The 19268-nt window shown below is 27.5% G+C and carries 10 protein-coding genes and 1 pseudogene; 9 read left to right on the forward strand and 2 right to left on the reverse strand.

Translation table 11 applies throughout. From position 1 onward, the window contains the following. Positions 1 to 512, forward strand: a pseudogene (locus ABI549_RS10145) (excinuclease ABC subunit A); the annotation flags it as partial. 78 nt (positions 513 to 590) lie between these two features. Here ABI549_RS10145 and ABI549_RS10150 read toward each other — a convergent pair. Further along, complete coding sequence (locus tag ABI549_RS10150) at positions 591 to 1796, reverse strand: M28 family peptidase (RefSeq protein ID WP_348076341.1); 1206 nt, start codon at positions 1794 to 1796, stop codon at positions 591 to 593. Positions 1797 to 2035: 239 nt separating this feature from the next. Here ABI549_RS10150 and ABI549_RS10155 point away from each other — a divergent pair, with 239 nt between their 5' ends. From ABI549_RS10155 to ABI549_RS10175, 5 genes are all read left to right on the forward strand, one after another. Next, positions 2036 to 2698: a hypothetical protein gene (locus ABI549_RS10155; RefSeq protein WP_348076342.1), complete on the forward strand. Its 663-nt coding sequence runs from the start codon at positions 2036 to 2038 to the stop codon at positions 2696 to 2698. Between the two features lie 467 nt (positions 2699 to 3165). Further along, positions 3166 to 4467 (forward strand): phage integrase SAM-like domain-containing protein, encoded by a 1302-nt coding sequence (locus tag ABI549_RS10160; protein WP_348076343.1) that lies wholly within the window; start codon positions 3166 to 3168, stop codon positions 4465 to 4467. Positions 4468 to 4496: 29 nt separating this feature from the next. Continuing rightward, positions 4497 to 5387 (forward strand): hypothetical protein, encoded by an 891-nt coding sequence (locus tag ABI549_RS10165; RefSeq protein WP_348076344.1) that lies wholly within the window; start codon positions 4497 to 4499, stop codon positions 5385 to 5387. A 103-nt stretch (positions 5388 to 5490) separates the two neighbouring features. Then, entirely contained in the window at positions 5491 to 5760 is a 270-nt protein-coding gene (locus tag ABI549_RS10170; RefSeq protein WP_348076345.1) for a helix-turn-helix domain-containing protein, read from the forward strand. Between the two features lie 158 nt (positions 5761 to 5918). After that, on the forward strand, positions 5919 to 6350 hold the full coding sequence (locus tag ABI549_RS10175) for a hypothetical protein (protein ID WP_348076346.1): 432 nt from the start codon (positions 5919 to 5921) through the stop codon (positions 6348 to 6350). A 138-nt stretch (positions 6351 to 6488) separates the two neighbouring features. Here the strand turns inward: ABI549_RS10175 and ABI549_RS10180 are convergent, their stop codons facing one another. Beyond that, the gene (locus ABI549_RS10180) at positions 6489 to 10673 is read right to left on the reverse strand and encodes a hypothetical protein (RefSeq protein WP_348076347.1); all 4185 of its coding nucleotides are present in this window, start codon (positions 10671 to 10673) and stop codon (positions 6489 to 6491) included. 1010 nt (positions 10674 to 11683) lie between these two features. Between ABI549_RS10180 and ABI549_RS10185 the strand changes: the two genes are divergently transcribed. From ABI549_RS10185 to ABI549_RS10195, 3 genes are all read left to right on the forward strand, one after another. Beyond that, positions 11684 to 13558 carry a T9SS type A sorting domain-containing protein gene (locus ABI549_RS10185; RefSeq protein WP_348076348.1) on the forward strand — a complete coding sequence of 625 codons (1875 nt, stop codon included), beginning with the start codon at positions 11684 to 11686 and terminating at the stop codon, positions 13556 to 13558. Between the two features lie 17 nt (positions 13559 to 13575). Next, positions 13576 to 17277 carry a SpvB/TcaC N-terminal domain-containing protein gene (locus ABI549_RS10190; RefSeq protein WP_348076349.1) on the forward strand — a complete coding sequence of 1234 codons (3702 nt, stop codon included), beginning with the start codon at positions 13576 to 13578 and terminating at the stop codon, positions 17275 to 17277. Between the two features lie 19 nt (positions 17278 to 17296). Next, positions 17297 to 19268, forward strand: a 1972-nt coding sequence (locus ABI549_RS10195) for a hypothetical protein (protein WP_348076350.1), incomplete at its 3' end; no start/stop codon positions are given.

The raw sequence follows: 19268 nt of genomic DNA on the forward strand, positions 1-19268 counted from the left end.
AAGTGCTCGAAGTCACTTTTGAGGGAAAAAATATCGATGATATTTTAACCATGACTATCGACGATGCGTTAACCTTTTTTATTGATGCTAAACAAACTAAAATTCATCAAAAACTACAACCTCTACAAGATGTTGGATTGGGTTATGTACAATTAGGGCAATCCTCATCGACACTTTCGGGTGGCGAAGCACAACGTATAAAACTCGCTACTTTTTTAGTAAAAGGAGCAACTAAAGAAAAAGCTTTGTTTGTTTTTGATGAACCAACAACGGGATTGCATTTTCATGATATTCAGAAATTACTCAAATCGTTTAATGCGTTAATCGAAAAAGGTCATTCTATTATTGTTATAGAGCACAATCTGGATATGATAAAATGTGCAGACTGGGTTATAGATTTGGGTCCTGAAGGTGGTGAAAACGGAGGGCAAATTCTAGCCATAGGAACTCCAGAAGAAATTGCAAAAAACAAAAAATCGATTACTGGAAAATATTTGAAGGAAAAATTATAGTTTTTTTAAACACGAATTTCACTAATTATCACGAACTAGAATTTGTGATAATTAGTGAAATTTGTGTTTTTTTTGTGATTATTCTATCACTATTTTCTTGGTTATTTTCTTTTCGCCAGCATTTAGAGTAGCTAAATAAAGTCCTTTAGTAAGACTACTAATACTCATCTTTTCGATCTGATTAGGATTTGTAATTATTTTTTCTAGAACTACTTTACCATTTATATCTATTAAAGAAAATTTATATTCTTTTTCTGCTAATATTCCTAAATTTATATTAATAAAATCTTTAGTAGGATTTGGAAAAAAACTAACTTGAAAGTCTGAATTAAACTCTTGATTAGACAATGCAGTACTTGCAACAGCAAAATGTAACATTGCACCAGTAGCTGCTTTAGCAACTTTATAGTTATAAACAGGATCCATATATATTAATAAATCCGTGGCAGTATGTTTGTGAGTTGTTTCGTTGGTTTCAAAAAAACCTGTAATTATCTCATTATTAGCTTGAAACGGCATATAGTCTGAAGCATACGCATAATTCAAAAATGTTTGTAATGGAGAATATAATCCTACACAAGTTATCAACTCATTAGTAATTGTATTTGAAGCTGCATTGTTAGTTGACGGCGAGCCATTTGTATCACGTTCGCAAGTGATGGTATTATTAGTCATTCCTGCAACACCTCCCACTTCATCAATATTAAAAACTAATTTAATATTCATTTTTGGAGTTGTTCCATTTACTACTGAAGACACAAAATGTTGGCTACCATACAAACCTTCTTCTTCTCCAGTAAAATTTATAAATTTGATAGAATATTCTGTAGGCACATTCTGTAACAAACGAGCAACTTCTAATATACTTGCCAAACCACTTCCATTATCATTTGTTCCTTTAGATCCTGTATTGCTTATATTGTAAGAATCATAATGTCCGCATACAATAACATAAGTATTTGGATAAAGTGTTCCAATTTTTGTAACCACTAAATTTTTTACTGTTGCTGTAGAACCAGAATAAGTATAAGGATCTTCAACTATTTGACTTGCTGTATATCCGTAGCTCGTGTATTTATCTTTTAACCAAGTTAATGTATTAGCTAATGCTGCTGATCCTCTAGATTTTACTCCTAAATTTTCATATTCAGTTAAATTATTCGTAACATTAGTTTGAGAAACTTGGTTGGCAATATCAGCATAAGCTTGTTTGAAAGTTTGTGCAAAAAGACCATTTATGGTAAATAAAAAAATAATTAAAAATCGCTGCGTAATTGCTTTCATAATAATAAGTAGGTTTTTGGTTTAGCAAATATATAAAAAAATGTAAATAAAAAATAAAACAACACCTTCGATTTAACAGTTTAACTATCAGATATTTAAAGAAAACCAAATAATAAATACAAGGTATTTTTAATTTTTGGCACGCATATTGAATGAGCTATTATAACAGTAATTATTTTATTGTTCGAGAAAGCTAAAAATCGTAAGAGTAAGCAAAAAACTATTAAAATTATTATATCATGAAAAAAATTACTCTTTTAGTAGCCAGCATCTTCCTGGTAGGAAGTATGGCGAATGCGTCAGAAAACCCTGTATTTTCTGATAACACAACAATTGCAAGATTCAATTTTGATGAGCCAATAGCCTTTACAGAACGTGGTATCGGTTTTTATGTATTCCCAAATGGTGAATTCGATTTTAACACCAGACCACAAGATTCACAAGGTGATTATTACTACAAAACTGCTGGAAAAAGAGCAGGAAACGAAGTAAATAGAAGACCTGAAAATTACGGAGTTCGTATCGAGCAAGATGCTTTTGGTAGAGTAAGAAGAATTGGAAACACTTTTATTAATTACGATTATAATGATCGTGTAAGTAGAATTGGTTCAGTTTATATGAAATATAACAATTTTGCACTTACTCAAGTAGGTGGTTTAAGAATTATTTACAACAGAAGAGGTCAAATCATAGATATTTTTGGAACTGTAAAAGGTTATTCTTCTTCATATTATAGCGGAAGCAATCATGGAAATAGTCAAGATCATAATAATTATCAAAACAATGATTATAACGACAACGCAAATAATCCTGATGATTACTACTATTACAAAGCTGATGGAACTAAAACAAAAATAGAAAATTCAGTTAACGACAAAAAAGAAGACGAGAATAGAAGATAATTTATGTGCTGGTTACATATAAATTTGGTTAGGTTGGTTTGTTTATTAAAAACTCCGTACATTATTAATAATGGCGGAGTTTTTTATTTTTAGAACAAGAAATAAATATAAAAATGCTTATAATTAATTTTCACTTGTTTCACCTTTTAGGATTAATCAATTTTTAGAACTATTGAGATATGTATATAAAAAAAAGGTTTTAATCTTCATTATACAGCTTTCGTTGAATAAATTTTGACTAAAACCTTTTGTAAATAACTCTAAATATAGAATTTTTTTGTGGGCGATGAGGGGACAAAACCCATGTATTTACATAAATCTTAAAAATACTAAATATCTTTATTTACAATACTTAACAGATTTAATCATTTATTTAGATTTGTTAAAATTCGATTAAATTTGCATTTCGTTGACTAAATGTTGACTAATGGCATTATATTTGTTTTTGATTTTAAAATCAAAATACAATGGCAAAGATAAAATTTTTACTGCAAAGCAAAAGCGATACTTCAAACATCTATGTTCGTTATTCTATAAATAGAGCCACCGTTTTAAAACGCAAAACTGGTTTTATTATTAGTGCTAAAGATTGGAGCATTGATAAAGCCCAACCAAAAATGGGAAGAGAGGATTTAAAAATAATAAAATCAAAACTTGATAAATTAGCTACGTTTATAAATGATGCACATAATGAGGGTATAAGTAAAGGTATAGAATTTACTGGCGATTGGTTGCAATTGCAAATTGATGTTTTTAACAATAAGATTGCCATTGTTGAACTCGATATTTTAACTAACTATATTGACAAATACATTGCCGAAGCTCCTTATAAAACCAATCAAAAAAAAGAAATTGGATTAAGCTCTGGTCGTATTGGAAATTTAAAGCTCTTTAAAAATACTATCTTACGTTATGAGACGGAAATATTTAACGGAAAAAGTATCTTAATCAAAAATATAAACCTGCAATTTGTCGAGAAATACAAAACATGGCTTTTCGATCAAGGTTATGCGGTTAACTATGTTGGTAAAAATATCGATAACATCAAAGTCATTTGTAATGATGCTTATAAAAACGATATTGAAACTTCTACTCAATTAAAAAATATCAAAAGTATTTCGGAGAATAATGCGCCTGAAAATGTGATTTATTTATCCGAAGACGAACAGGAACTGATCAAAAACACTACTTTAATTAGGGAGGCTCTTATAAATGCTCGAAAGTGGTTGTTATTGGGTTGCTTGGTTGGACAACGTGGTGGGGATTTATTAGATATTTCAGAAAAAAATATAAAAAAATTAGGAAATGCTAAAATAATCGAACTCAAACAACAAAAAACAGGAAAACTCGTTGCTATACCATTGCTTCCCGAAGCATTGGAAATTATAGAAAATGGAATGCCTTATAAAATATCTTTACCTCGTTTTAATGAGTACATTAAAGATATTTGCAAAGAGGCTGGGCTTAACGCACCAACAGCAGGACGCAGAAAACTAAAAGCAAACAGTCCAACGGTTAAAGATATATATCCTAAATACGAAGTGATTACCAGTCATGTTTGTCGTCGGTCGTTTGCAACCAATTTTTATGGGCGCATACCAACACCTATATTAATGAATATTACAGCACACGGAACGGAAAGAATGTTTTTGAATTATATTGGAAAAACCACTTATGACAATGCGTATCAAATGTTAGAATATTTCAGTAAGTTAGCTCCTAAAGATAAAACGCCTGTTATGGAAGTTATTAAAAATACTGCCAATTAGATAAAATTTAAATAATCAAAACATTGAAAATGGATTACGAAAAAATATATCAAGATTTTTATTCTAAATATTACGATAAAGCAGAATTTCTGATAAAACAGTTTCTAATAAAAAGACAAAGTCAAAACAGAATAGCTTCAAATACAATTAATGAGGTAACCCGTTATTTGAATGATTATTCCGTAAATAAATGTTTTATATCTAAAAATGAAAGTTTAAAAGAACTGTATAGGATTTTTGACAATCGTTACCGTGTTTATGAGACTAACCAAGTACACGAAATTTTTTCTAATGAAATAAAAACTGATTTTGACACGTTAGATCTTTCGGAATTTTCAAAAAATTACAATTATACATTGTTTATTAAAGAAGTTGCACTACTGGAAGTGTTGAAGGAAATTTCAAGGCTAGTGTCTAATAATTTCAGATTATTGGAAAGGATTTATAAAAAAAATGAATTTGATGAATTTGAAATTAGAGAACATAAAAATTTAGATTTAGAAGATTATCCTATTTATAAAAAACTGTTTTTAGAATCATATCCCAAAAACGAAACCTCTTTTATCGAAAATGAAAATATAATAACGCCAAAAACTAAAACAGTAGATTTAAAAACAGTTTCTAAACCTACTTTCAATAGAAACCATTGGAATGAAAATTGTTTTAATTTGTTTCATTATTTAGTTGCGAATTACGAGAAAAATGGCAAAATAAAATTTATCAATATCTTTTATTTTCTTAAAAATGATGTCGACAAAAACAAGTATGCTTTTGGATTTACTATAGATTTATATAAAGATTTTATTCAATTAAATTTTGATGTTCAATTAACAAAATTTGGAAAAGCAGAGTATGAATATACTGATAAAGTAATTCCAATTTTAAATGGTTTTGAACAGGATTTTCGTAAAACGGTTTAATAGATACATTTATTCTAAATAATACCTAATTAATACCTATTACAACCCTTTTTCGCCTCCCTAATGGCTAAATATCATTGCAATTCACTTTAAATGAATTACAATGAATCAGATTTTATTAAACGGGATTACTCTTGAACAGTTAGCCGAAGCACTCGCTCCATTATTGAAACTCCAACAAGCTCAGCAACCACAATTGCAACCTGAAAATGAATTATTAACTCGTGAACAGGTTTGTAAATTGTTATCTATAAACAAAACTACGTTGTGGAAACACACCAAATCTGGCAAACTTAAAAGTTTAGGATTGGGTAATAGGGTGTATTACAAAAAAAATGAGGTTTTGGAAGCTGTCAAACATTTGAACGAATAATAAATCAAATGTTTAATTTTTTTAAACTTTGACAAAAAATTGCAATTGTAACCATTGCAATTTTTTGTCTTTAATCAATTATCTCTCTCAAAATAATAAACTGGCAAATATTAAAATCACCAATTTTAATCGTTAGTCTAACGTTAACTTAACTCAAAATGGATACATTTTTATACACCTGCCACTATTGTGGCAAAGAATACCAACCTAAAAGACGTTTTAAACAACGCTTTTGTAGCAATAGTTGTCGTGTGAATTCTTTCAACCGTAAAAAAGAAATGGGCTTATCAATACCTCAAAAAGAGATTGAAAAAGCCAAACCGCTCAAAATTGAAAAAATGAGTATGGCTGGTGTTGCCAATGCAACTGTGGGCGCAGTGGCGGGAACAGTGGCTGTAAATCTGATAACTTCTTTATTAACCAATGAAGAAAATAAACCTGCTACAAAAAAAGATGTAATGAATATAATAAAGCAGAATAAAAGATTTCATCTTGTAAAAAATGCTCCCCTTAAATTAGGCTATAGCGCATTTTACGATATGCAAACTCAAAATATTGTTTATCACAAAGTGATTTACAAACCAATATAAAACATAATTTTATAATAAAAATTGTGATTTCAGAACTACCTTATATTTACAAAAATGTCACTTAACTTAAACTATAATTTTTGTTTGCATATCCAATAATTAAATCTATTATTTTAATAAATGTCATAAGCAAACATTTTATTCTAGTAAAGACTCCACTTTTTTGAGTGCCTCATTAAAATCTAATGCTTTTGATTTTGAATTGATATAACTATTGTTAGAACTTTCGATTAGCAAATTAATAAAAAATATATTGGAATCATTTTTTTCAATTTCTAATTCATCTTTTAATTTTTTCAATACTCTTTCAACTTTTTCATAACTTTCATCTTCTTTTGATAAGTTAGAAACGTAAGTAGTTAAAAAGGAAGTTGCAATGCTGTATATTCTCCTTTTTGAATTACTAGAGTTATATGCTTGACGAAATAATTTCTCTAAAACACCATAATCTTCAATTTCTTTGTAGTTGGTGTAGCAATTATTTTTTAATGAATTTTCAAAATCGCTTTCAAGCATATTATAATGATATTCAACAGCACTTTTTTGATCTAATTGAAATAAAATTGATATGGCATCGGATTTAAAGTTATAATTATTTTGATTTTCTGTTCCAAGACATTCTATTGCTTTCGATATACAATACTCTTTTTCTACTCCCATATTCATTAATAAACCAATCGCAATCGAACTTTTATGTTCTTTTACATCTACACTAAGTTCTTTTAAAATATCTGTGTTATTATTACACAATTGAATATATTTTTCTAGTTTTTTCTCTATCACATAACCAGAGCTTTTGTGTAGAAAATAGTTCCTAATTTCGGGTAAAACTTCAATCAAATTTTCATTTAAAGCATACTCAACATGCTTTGATAAGGAAAATGAAAAAAGAGTAGCTTCTTTGAGATTTTTAATAATTCTCTCGTTAACTAATTTTTGATCAGCAATTCTAGTTATTAATTTTTCGAAATTTTCATTTATTTGATGACTTTTTTCGACTTCAAAAAATTCAATCGTATTCAACAGGAATTCTTGAGGCAATATAAAATCAAATTCGTTTTGAAAAAATAAAATTAGTTTTAAAACATCATAATCGTGAAGCATTGAAAAACCTCCATCCTCGTGTAAATAGAGAATATTTTTAAAATCTAGTGTTTGAGCTGTTTTTATACTCCAATTTGTTATTGTTTGTTTTTGAGATTCACTAACAACAAAATAATTATTTGATTTTTTATTACCATCAATTAACATTTTTATTTTTTTGAAAATAATTAAGTCTTCTTCTAAAATATCTTCAACCTCTAGAAAACTTAATGATTTCCCATTATCATAAATTAATCTTGTCAAAAAACTCAATGATGTATCAATTGTAGTATTCCAGTAACCATTTGTTTCATACCATTTGTTTTCAATTTCACGAATCATTCTTTCATCAATAATATCTCCGTTTTCATCAAAAACAATTTTGATTTCTTTTAATAATTCCTTTTTATCAAAAAATAAATCAAAATTATTTTGCGTTTTATTTTTATGTTTTGAAACTTCAAATTCAAGTTTTTCGTCCGTCCAACATTCCTCTTTGAACGAAAAACCTTGATTAATCATTAAGTCATGAAATTCCTTACCTAATGTTCTGTTTTGAGTATTATTCAACCTATTTCTAAAATATTCAATTTCTTCGTCTTTGTCTATTTCACCTTTTTTATATTTCTCTACGATTAGTTGTATTGTATCAAAATTTGAAATAGAGGAAAGAAAATAATTAATTTCTGAAAAAAGATTCGTGTTCAATATATAACTAAAGGCATAAACTTGTGACTTGAGTTTGCTTTTTGAAATAAAATCTTGTAGCAAACTCATGTCTTGATGTCTATATTTTATTTTCAAATCTAACTTATTCATAAATCGAATCATAAAATCATCTTCGTTTTCATCAAATAAAATAAATTTGTTCAAAATATGTTCTAATTGTGTCTTATCTAAATTTCTGTTTATGTCTTCAATTAAATAATAAAATATAATTTTAATAAAATTATCCGATAATTTTAAATTTAAAATCATTTCATTTAAAACCCAACTTGTACCACGATGAACATCATCAATAACTTCTCTTTTTTCTAAATTATTTTCTCTTAAAAACTCTGCTTTGATGAACCAAAACATTTCATCAACAGCAGTTTTATCAATGAGTAACAACAACGCTTTATTTAATTCTTTGTTTGTTTCTGTTTTAAATATTTCAAATATTTCATTAAAGTATTTTTTATCTTCTTTAGCAAGATTTTGTGCATGAATACATTCAATAATATGTGATTTGATACTTACATTGGTATCGGCATCTTTTAATAAATCAATAAAATTAGATTTGACACTTACTATTTTATTGACAGGAATAGTAAAAAAACTTAATAATTCTAATGCAGAAACAACAACTCTCAATTGTTTGTTGGTATTTATAAAATCTATTAAATAATTGAAATTTGCTTCGCAATTTCCAAAATCTGCAATTTCTTTAACCGAAAAGGTTTTGTTGGTACCAATCCAAAAGGTTTTTTCAATACATTCTGAATTGAAATATTGTTGAAATAATTTTATCTTAACTTCTTCTGTAATTCTATCAGAATCAGCTTTAAATAATAATTCAGGTTCATTAACAATTAGCCAACTAATTAATTCTTGAGATTTATCCCCATCTAAAATATTTATCAAAAATGTAATAGTGTTAAATAATGAAGGGTGCGTTTTTAACGTATTTTGAATTTGAATAAAATCTATAATTTTGACAAAATCCATTTCTGAAATTGCAATTGCGGCAAAATATTCCTGAATGTTTCGATGTTCAAAATTCCAAACTTTAGTGTTTTTTTGTAACTCAATTAATGGATTTTTTTTAAATTCTTTAAAATTATATGAATTTTTATTGAGTATTTTGAAAAGATTATTTTCCTCAAATGTATTCGTTTTCATAAATTCATTTATAACCGAAGTCTTTTTAGAATACTCCTCAATTAAGGCAATGTTTAATGTGATTTTTTTTAATTTATCGTTCTCATCAATAGTTAGCCTATTAGTGATATATGTTTTCCACAAATCGGCAGTATTCTTAGGTAAAGTTTGTTTTTTATTTATAAAATCTGCAACTATTTCGATATGAAATGGTGTTTTTAAAAAATCTAATAGCATATCTTGATAACCTATAGTATCGATAATATTGCCACATTTCTTTTTTAATAATTCTAAACTTTCAAATTGAGTAAGGTCTTTTAAATAAAACACTTTAAAACCAGAGATGCCTTTGGCAATACTTTCATAAACATTAGTTCTGCAACTAATTATAAATTTGTGCTTTTTAGTTTTGTTAGTATTACTAGTTATAAAACTTTCTAATTTAGACTTGAAATTTTCTATGTCGGATATTTCATCAATACCGTCTAATATGAAAAGAATATTATTCAATTCCTCCCAACCTTTTGGTAAATAACTTGACACATCATCTGTAATAGTGAAATTTCTTAAGTTTTTAAAAATTGGAATGGGATCCTCAACTTCACCTTCTTTCCAAATTGAAAGTGCCATTTTCTTTAATTCAGTACTTTTCCCATTACCAGGATTTCCTAAAATAAATATGTTGTCATTGGTCTCAAGAATTTTGTTTAAGGTTAAACTTTCGACTTTGTCATAAAATGAAAATCTAAAAGTAGTATCTAAATCTTCAGAAAATGATCTATTTACATAATCATCATTTATAGTAAGATTACCAATGAATTTTTCTTTATCTGTACTAGAAATAATAACTTTTTTGAAAGGTTTTTTGGAAAAAATAATATTTTTAAATCTGTCTATTTCTTTTTCTTCGTTAATTTCAAAATCTACATTATTTCCATATACTTTTTCGTAAAAAGTATTATTTAATGCAAATAATCTTTTAATACCATTTGACACATCTAGTAAACAATTTCTAAATTTAAATTTCTCATCTAAAATTGGAACAGATTTTTCAGAATTATCTTGATTTTTAAAGTTTGATTTTGGGTTGATTGCAATGAACAAATCGTTTTCATCAAGATTTTGATTCTTTTCTAAATCCCAGGCCTTTTTTATTATGTTTCCAATGTCTAAATCAGAACTATAGTTTTTACATTCAATATAAATTCGTTGTTCAACATAATTTTTTGAAACTACAATCAAAATATCAAAACCATCTTGAGTTCCTGAAAATTGGACTCTATCTTTTACAACAGTCAATTCCAATTTTTCAAATAACCAAATAAAAAAATCTTTAGTGGTAATTTCAAAACTGCTTCCTAACTCGTAACTTGTCATAATATAGATTTTTATAAAAACAAACATACGAAAACTCTAAACCTAATCAAATTAAGTATTTACTTATACTTTTTATTGTTTTTTGGTATTCGTGATTATTAAATTTATTTTCGTTTTTTGTTTGAATTTCTTTTAAATTCTACCAAATTAATTATTTCTCTTTAACGACTTCTTTAACGATTGCTATAAATATTCTCAATTTTACTTACTAAGTACCTGTAGAATGTAAGGAATGCAGATAACAATTGATACGACTGACTGGAATAGCGAACGAAAAAAAATAAACACAAAATGAGACCGATTGATTACAACCAAAATACCTATTAATTAATTTCTATATTATAATAAAGTAATATTAAACCTTAAAAAAACTTAGATAAGAAATACCTTCTAACCAAATTCAGTTATAAGAAATCTAACTAAAATTAGTGATTGTTTGATATTGATTTTTAATTGTAGTTTTGCCAAAAAAAAATAAAAATAACCTTGTTAAAAATGAAAAAAATAGTTTATTACTGTTTTTACATGCTTTCACAAGTTTAGCTATACAAAGCTTGCGATGTATTTATTTTATTGATATTTTATAAAAATAAATTTTAGTAATACAACATAAGTACATCATTTTATTTTTTTGACAATGTATTCTAAGAGTTCTTAATTTTTTAAATCATTTCTATATTTAATAATCTGATTCACTATGTGAAATTAGTTATTTAGTATTTATGATGCCATAATATTTTTAGACAATACTTTAATAGTAGAGTGTGTTACATTAAAATAAAGTTTTTATAAAAACAATAAATTAGGAGTCAATAATTCTAAATAACAACAAACCCAACACTCGAATTAAACAAATTTTTCGACACTTACTCTATTTTTATTTATTAATTCTTGAGTAGGATTTTTTTAATCATTGAAAATAAGAAAGCAAATATTGATTAGTTGTTTAACTAAGAATAATTAGTAATATTGCTGTTTTTTAGTTAAGAATATTATTACAAATAAAAGCTATGAAATCAACGTTTAAATTCTGTTTATTATCTATTTTATTTTCACAAATTTTATTTTCACAAGAAAATAAAACCATCTATGAAAGTACTGTATGGATTAAAAATAACACAGACTATTCAAAAAATGAGAGCAGTCAAAATAATTTGTTTTTCAATTTTAACAAAGTTATTCCTTTCTCCTCTGGTATTATTACAAAGAAAATAAAGAATTGTAGTATAAATGAAATGTCTCTTTTTTTAGTTTATAAATCTTCAAATGAAGAAGAACAAAATCTTATTCAATTACAAAAAGGAAAAAATAAAACTTTTATTTCTTCTAAAAGAATAATTAATCAAGATGAAATTCTTTTAAATAAAGGAGATGTTAAAAAAGGTTATATTTTAAGCTATCTAAATACAGATAATTCTATTATTTCGAGTAAAAAACAGAATTTACTATTTGAAGATGATTTATATAATGATAAAGAAGGAAAAAACATATTGTCTGAATTAATTTATATTCCAAGAAATGTTAATCAATATGAAAGAAATTTGATAGAAAGTTATTTATCTATTAAATATGGAATATCTCTTACAGAGAAAAATTATTATAGTTCAAAAGGAGAGAAAATATGGAATTTAAAGAAAAATAGTTCTTTTGGAAATAGAATTACAGGAATTGGTAGGGATAATTATTTTGAATTAAACCAAAAGCAATCGGGTAATTCTGAAAATGATGGAATTTACATAGCGTTTAACTCTCTTAAAAAAAGCAATAATGAAAATCTAAGTGATATTTCAAATAACACTTATGTTTTATGGGGAGATAATGGTAAAAAAAATAAAATTGAAGATTCTAAAACTTCAGTAAATTTAAACATGATGGAAAGGATTTGGAAAGTTCAAACTACTTCTGAATCAAATAAAATAATGCCAACACAAATTTTTATTGATAAAAATTTGATGCCTTTAGAAAACACAACAAAACCCAAAACGAATCAAAAAGTGTGGTTAGTCGTAGATTCTAATTCTTCGGATAAAATAGATTTTTCTGTTTCAACATTTTATCCAGCGACTATAAACGATGATGAAAAAGTAGTTTTTGATAAAGTAGAATGGAAAGCTAATTCCACTTCATTGTTTACATTAATTAAAGCTACTGACTTTTTTGTTATAAGTAAAAGTTCAGCTATTTCTTGTAATTCAAATTCAGATGGAAAGATTGATTTAAAAATTGTTGGAGGGCTGGCTCCTTATAAAATAAAGATTCAATCTAATAAATTAGACAAAGAAATTATTTCCAATGATAATGATGTTGTATTAAATAATCTTGAGTCTGGAGATTATATAATTACGGTTTCTGATAGTAAAAACGTATTTAAAAGTGAAATCAAATTAGATCCATTTTCACAAAATGAAGTAAAAATTGCTAGTCAATATTTTATGGATGAAAATACCCCCATAGAAATTACCCCGACAGTTGAGAAACCTGAACAAATAGAAACCTATAAGTGGTATTCTAACAACGTCTTACTATCTACAGATGCTACTATTAAAGTCGACAAAATTGGAAATTACAAATTAGTTGTTTTTGATAAAAAAGGTTGTAGTAAAGAAATGCCATTTGATGTAATAGAAAGTTCAAAAAAAGAAGGATGGACATTATTTCCAAATCCAGTAGATTCTGGACAAAATTTCCAAATTCATTTTAATTTAAAGCAATTTTCAAATGTTTCTATTATGATACATGATATAAATGGAAAATTAATTAAAAACCTCAATTTAAATTCTATAAAAGATAATGTAGTTACTGAAAGTATTCAAACATCTGGAACTTTTTTAGTCTCCGTTACAATTGACGGTAAAACCCAAACTTCAAAACTTATCATTAAATAAAATCATTTTTCTTACTTATGAAAAATCATAACTCAAATATGGGAATAAAAAATAGTGTAAATGCAGTACTACATAGAGTAGCATTAATAGCGATGCTACATTCTAGTTTTGTTGCTCCTTCACAAAATATTATAGAAGGTTACTTAAATCTTATTCCTTCAAGAGAATATAAAGGTTCAAGTTTAAAAGATTCCCCTTTAGTTTCAAATACAACTGAATCAGAATCAGTTTTAAAAATCAAAACAGGAGCAACTGTTCCCACAAATAATGGAATAGTAAAAATATACAGGGATAAAAAAATATTAAATCATTTTGAAATAAAAACGGATATTGTTTCGGGAATAATTGGTTCAACAAAGGAGAATCCTTTAGATGATCCAAATGATAATCTTTTTAAATTTTTCATAAACCAAGAATTACCTGCAAATACTAATGCTTACTTAACTTATGAGTTAAATGGAGTACAAGATATTAATGCAGTTTCCAGAAGTATAAATGATAGATGGGCAACAGGAGGGTATTTAATTAAAAAACAAAATGGATGGACTTCACAAAAAGAAGAAATAGACATACAATGGCTTCATAAAGGGGCAAATAAAATATTATTTACAATTCCTAAAGGAGCAAATTATCAATATCAGATAAAAAACCTAAAAATTGTTTTTGAAAATAAAAAAAATTCTAGTATCTCATCTTTATTGCATGTAGAAAACCAAAATGTACACTTTATAAAAGACAATAAAATGTACATAAAGGGATTTGTTAAAAATGCAAATTTCAATCATATAAAAGTATATGCAGAAAATCAATTGCTCACAATAAAACAAGGTGAATTTGAAGGCTTTGTAGAGTTATCGGAATTAATAAAGAATAAAAATTTCATTGTACTAAAAGTGATGGATGGAGATATATTTTTAGGGCAAGAAATAATTAGTATCGACAACTTAGTAGAAGCAGATAAAATATTTCCGTTAGAAATAGCTTCAAATAGTAGCACTTTACTATGTAAAGCAGATAGAAATGAAAATTTGCAAATAGATGGTGCTTCCATTAAAATAAATCAAAATTCCTTAAAAAACGATAAACAAATTACCATTACAAAACTTAGAAATGTAGATATTGCTCCAATGAGTTCAGGAATGATAAATGTAACCAAAGGAGGTGTCGGTTATCGTTTTTTACCCGATGGTACAAATTTCAAAAAGGAAGTTTCTATTGCTATTGAATATGATGAAAAATTAATTCCTGAAGGCTATACTGCTCAAGATATTAGCTCCTTTTATTTTGATACAAATTTGAAAAATTGGGTTGCAGTAAAAAAAGACACTTTAATTGAACATGATAAAATTGTAAAGTCATTAACTAATCATTTTACAGATTACATAAACGGAATTATTCAAACACCAGAGAGTCCAGAAACAACTGGATTTACCTCTACTATGATGAATGACATTAAGGCAGCAGATCCTTCTTCTGAAATGACACTAATAAGTCCGCCAGAAGTATCTCAAAAAGGAGATGCGAACGTTAGTTATCCTATTAAAATACCAGCTGGAAGAAAAGGAATGCAACCACAATTGGCTATTCAATATAGTAATGAAGGTGGAAATGGATGGCTAGGTCAAGGTTGGGGTATTAATACTCCATCAATTACTATTGATTCACGATGGGGAGTTCCTTTGTTTGATGCTGTTAATGAGAGTGAAATGTACACAATGGCGGGTGAACAGTTAATGTACCCTAAAATTGGAGAAAGTGATTGGATGCCTAATAGACATTATGATGTAGATGGAGCAACAAATGTATATAATACTGCACCTAGACCAAGAATTACATCAGCCATTTTTACACCTAGAAAACAAGGTGGTTTTGCCAAAATAGAAAGACTAGGAAATAATTCCAGTGATTATTATTGGAAAGTTACAGCGACAGATGGAGGTATAAGCTGGTATGGTGGAAAAAATGGAGTTGTTGACAATGCTGTGATTAAAAATGATCAGGGGAAAATTGTGAATTGGGGTCTTTTTATGAGTGAAGATGTATTTGGAAATAATATTAAGTATTATTATTCAAATATTATTCTATTGAATCAAGTGGGAGACAATTCCAACTTAAATAATGGAAGAGTTTTTAATATTCAAAAGATTACATATACTGGTTTTAATGATCAAGATGGAAATTATTCTGTTGAATTTAATACTCAAAATACAATACGAAATGATGTTTCGTTTAATGGAAGAATGGGAATTAAACAGGTAGAACCTTATTTCTTATCTGATATTATTGTTAAAAAAGCCAATACTAATGAAACAATTAGAAAATATACGTTTGATATAGGATATGGAAAATTTCAAAAAGGACAGCTAAAATCCGTTTCGGAATTAGATAAAGATAATACCATTTTTTATACTCATACTTTCGATTATTATAATGATATAACTGTAAATGGAACTGATATTTACTATAATACCGATACAACAGAAACCATTTGTAATGATAATATCCCTTCTAATTGTGACAGTATGGCTGATATTGATGGTGATGGGGTTCGTGGTAGTTGTGACTTATGTCCAAACGAATCAGGTCCAGCGAGCAATCACGGATGCCCTATTGGGAGAGGGTTTGCAAATTCAGGAAAGAAATACACTCAATTTTTTCAAAATTTAAGTCATAATTTTTCTTTTAGTCCAAATTTTAGTGATACTAATAAAGGAGATAAACCTTGCTATTTGTATAATGATGATTTTTTAATTTCTAGTTATATGACTTCTTTTAATAGTACAGGATCTTTATTAGGAAGTAGCAAATCAAAGTCGAAAAGCGTTGGTTTTTATATAGGTCTTGGAATAGGAAGTAATAGATTTACTAAAATGACTACGTTTGGAATACAATTTAATTGGGCTAATGATAAAAGCGAGGGATTAACTTCTTTGATTGATATTAATGGAGATGGATTGGAAGATATTGTAACTAAAACAAGTAGTAATGGTTTATTTTATAAAAAACACAAGAAAACAGTTACTTATGGTATAAATAATGAACCTATAGTCACTCATTCATTTGAACCTAATGCTCCTATTATTGGAATTGATAATTTTTATCATTCTTATGGTCGTTCTAGAAGTACCAATTTTCAAGTGACCTTTGGACTTAAGAAAATAGGCGGATTTGTAGGTTGGGATAAATCAAAAAATAACTCCGAAACAGATATGTATTTTACAGATGGTAATGGAGATGGGTTGATGGATATTGTAAAAAATGGAATCGTCTTCTTTAACCGATTAGATACTAATGGAAATCCAACTTTTATACCAGATAGTAAAAATACTGAGAATTTAGTAATTACAGCAAGACCAAAAGAGATTGACACACCAGATGAATACAATCAAGAGAATATAACATTACCTGCTTTTGATGTTGTTAAAGTTTGGGAAGCACCCGCAGACGGAGCCATACAAATAGATAATGCAATAGAGCTTACCGACACAAGTAAAGAAGCCATAGTTACTATTGAAAAGAATAAATCAAACAATAGAATCTATTGTGGGCAGTTTGTGGAATGGTCTTATCCTATGTCAAACATAATGTATGAATACAATGTACTTAGTACAGGCAGTAAATTAGATAGTTCTTGTGGATTTTATCCAGCAAGGATAAAATCCTTAAATATAAATGGTGTAGTGTCTAATCCTACTACAGATTATTATTTTACTCATTAACAATGGTACACAGACAAACATGTGTCCAAGTAATTCTCAGATAACTTTAAATCCAAACTATTCAATACAAAACTTAAATTTTTCAAATGAAATAACCCCTTGGTTACAAACTGTGTTAGGAAGTAATCTAGCTCCCAATACAACAATTGGAATATCGAATAGTTCGTATGTTTCCCGAAATCCTTATCAGAGTAATACTGTTAATGATTTTTTTGAAGTTTATGGATTAAATATAAAATTCAATTCTTTTAATGTTTTTAACACTTTAGCGTTAAGTACGGAATTATGGGATCCCTCTAGCTTTGGAGTAATTTCAACTTCTTCTTATAATGATGCTGCCAAAAAGATTACCAGCTTTAGTACAACAAACAATTTTGTTGTAAAAGTTAACAATATACTACTAGGAACTTATGATTTAATTAATCATCCTGATGTTTGTGAGGCTGCTGTTGAAAATCTTTATCCAGGTTCTAATTGCACAATTAATTTTACTTATGACGAGGATTTTCATTATCTTAATGAAAATATTAATACAAATGTTTCCATTGGAATTCATATAACTAATTCACCTGCGTTAATTCAAACTATAACAATTAACAATATCGAAATTGGAAATACAAACCCTGATTGTTATTCAAAACAAAGTAATAGTTTAAAAAATTTTAAGACTAATGCTAAATTAACTTACAATCCTACCTCTTGTACCGCTACACCTAGTGATTTGTGTTTATTATATGGTACAACATTAAATTTAAATAATCCAATAGTTTATACAACTATTACTCAGGATAGTTCGCCTTGTGGAAATGGTAATACACTTTATGTTAAAAAAGGAGAACGTATTTATTTTAGAGTGCATTCAATTACTAATGGTAATGCTCCTATTAATTGGAATCCTCAAATTCAGTACGTGGCTTCAAATTTAAATACCGTTACTGATGCAAATGGTTTAACTCCTTTTAGCAGTAGTTATTTAGATAGTTTTGTTTTGACAGGAAAAACACCAATTCAATTTCCAGGTAGTAGTGGAACAGCTAATATATCATGGGATGACTTCTCCGTTACTCCGACAGACCATGTGACTTATCGCATAATTAAAAAAACTATTAAAGCAGATCAAGAGAGTGGTAGTAGTAATCCAAATAACAACTTAATTACTACCGAACAAATAATATACTCTCAGTTGTGTCCTGCCAATATAAGTACAGTAATATCGCCTACATCCAATTTAAATAGTATTGTAGTAACAGATGAAAGTATTGCGGGTTTAACAAATTTATCTCAAACCTTTTTTTATTTTGAGGTTGTATCTACATCAAATTCCAATTGGAAAGTAATGGAATGGAAGCCTAAAATGATTTGTAGCACTATAGATCAGGTAATAGGTGAAAATGGTCCAGAAGGAAGTGTTACAACAAATCAGACCGTCTATCCTATTGCAGATTATGATATATACAAACTATATCCTTGTGGTCCTATTTATAATAAATTAGATATAAGCAATCTAGGAAATGGGTTACTAATTTTACCCAATTTAAATGGCGTGTTTTCGGCAACAGATTCAGGTAAAATTAATTTTGTAGTTAAAAGAGGAAATCAACTATTAGGGAAACGTATTTTTACCATTACCAACGGGGTAGTTACAGTTGATTATTCAAATGGAATTTCATTAAATAATGATCCTAACATAACTACATCTAATGAGTTAGAAATTAGTTTTACAAGTGATGACAGTGAATATTCTGACAATCAATCAATATTAAGTAAAATAGCATTAAACTCCTCTACTCATGCAATCATAACTGCGGGAACAACAAATTATAATGTTGGTAATGCCATGATTAATTTATTTCAAAAAGCAAATACAAACTATGGTGCCTTTTATAGACAATGGGGGCAATTTATGTATAATCCAAAAGCAGTTGCAAATGCTTTACCATCTGGAATTGCTGCTGTTAATTTAATAAAAGAAGAATCATTAGTAGTTGATG

This window comes from Flavobacterium sp. (genome assembly GCF_039932285.1).
Classification (GTDB): domain Bacteria; phylum Bacteroidota; class Bacteroidia; order Flavobacteriales; family Flavobacteriaceae; genus Flavobacterium.